We start from the raw sequence: 1,604 nt of genomic DNA, 5'->3' as shown, positions 1-1,604 counted from the left end.
GCTTCGCGGCCGGCGCGGCGGCAGGCGCCGGAGCTGAAGCCGGCTTCGGCGGCTCGGCTTGCGCGGGCTTCTCTTCTGCCTTCGGTGCCGGCTTGTTGTCCGCTTTGGCGGGCGCGGCGCTGCCGGCAGCCTTGACGTCCTCGCCGTCGGCGGCAAGCACCGCGATCACATCGTTGACGGCGACATCCTGCGTGCCCTCGGGCACCAGGATCTTGGCCAGCGTGCCCTCGTCGACAGCCTCAACCTCCATGGTCGCCTTGTCGGTTTCGATCTCGGCGATCACATCGCCCGACTTGATCTGATCGCCCTCCTTCTTCAGCCATTTGGCGAGGTTGCCCTTCTCCATCGTCGGAGACAGCGCGGGCATCAGGATGTTGATCGGCATGGTGACCTCACGAAGCTAATTTTGACGGGCTGTCTTCCTCATTGGGAGCCAACCGAATTCATTTGGGCACAGGGCGCGCCCGACCAAATCGGTCAATTGCAGCTGTCGCCCCGCAGATCCGCGCCCGACCCGGATACACCACGCTCAATGTCCCTTCTGCGAACGTGACGTGGTGGTGCCGGTGTCGGTGGGACGCGCGAGCTCGGCCTCGAACATCTCGACGATGCGCTGCAGAGCTTCCTCTTCGGAATAGTCGCTCTCGCGCGCATAGGCGCGGGCGGCGTGGCGGGCGACGTCGACCAGCAGCAGGCCCCAGACATCCGGCTCCTCGAAGGCGCGCTGGAACGCGATCGAGAGCCCGCCATCGAGCACGAAGGCACGCAACACCTCGGTGGCATCCTCGCGGCCGGCGACGTCGGGCGGCAGCGGCTGTTCCTTGGGACCCGCCATGGTCGTGTCCTCAGCCGTTACCGGTAGCAGACGGCTTTGGCGGCCTGCACCACCTCGGCGGCCGAGGGCAGCGCGAGCTTCTCGAGATTGGCCGCATAGGGCATCGGCACGTCCTTGCCCGAGACGCGCAGCACCGGCGCGTCGAGAAAATCGAAGGCGTGCTCCATGATGCGCGCGACGATCTCGGCGCCGACACCGCTCTGCGCCCAACCCTCTTCCACCGTCACCGCGCGGCCGGTCTTCTTCACCGACTCGACGATGGTCTCGGTGTCCATGGGCCGCAGCGTGCGCAGGTCGATCACCTCGGACTCGATGCCCTCCTTGGCGAGCTCCTCGGCGGCTTTCAGCGCATAGGTCATACCGTTCGACCAGGACACCAAAGTGACGTCCTTGCCGGAGCGCACGACGCGCGCCTTGCCGATCGGGATCACGTAGTCGTCGAGCTTCGGCACCTCGCCGGAGTGACCGTAGAGCACCTCATTCTCGAGGAAGATCACCGGGTTGGGATCGCGGATCGCGGCCTTCAAGAGGCCCTTGTAATCGGCGGCCGAGAACGGCGCGATCACCTTGAGGCCCGGGACGTGCGAGTACCAGGACGAGTAATCCTGGCTGTGCTGGGCGGCGACCCGCGCCGCCGCGCCATTCGGCCCGCGGAACACGATCGAGCAGCCCATCTGGCCGCCGGACATATAGAGCGTCTTGGCAGCCGAGTTGATGATCTGGTCCATCGCCTGCATGGCGAAGTTGAAGGTCATGAACTCGACGATCG

3 protein-coding genes are annotated in these 1,604 nt (G+C 65.9%); all 3 read right to left on the bottom strand.

What is annotated here, in order from left to right:
- Nucleotides 1–385 (bottom strand): biotin/lipoyl-containing protein (locus tag WA702_RS22620; protein WP_425112780.1); only part of this gene is annotated, 385 nt, incomplete at its 3' end.
- A 144-nt stretch (nt 386–529) separates the two neighbouring features.
- Nucleotides 530–835 carry a DUF5076 domain-containing protein gene (locus tag WA702_RS22615; RefSeq protein ID WP_425112779.1) on the bottom strand — a complete coding sequence of 102 codons (306 nt, stop codon included), beginning with the start codon at nt 833–835 and terminating at the stop codon, nt 530–532.
- A gap of 17 nt (nt 836–852) precedes the next feature.
- Nucleotides 853–1,604 (bottom strand): pyruvate dehydrogenase complex E1 component subunit beta (locus WA702_RS22610; RefSeq protein WP_425112778.1); only part of this gene is annotated, 752 nt, incomplete at its 5' end.

This window comes from Bradyrhizobium sp. (assembly GCF_049798375.1).
Classification (GTDB): Bacteria; Pseudomonadota; Alphaproteobacteria; order Rhizobiales; family Xanthobacteraceae; genus Bradyrhizobium.
Note: the sequence above shows the minus strand (reverse complement) of the source record. Positions and strands in the feature narration are given on the sequence as shown.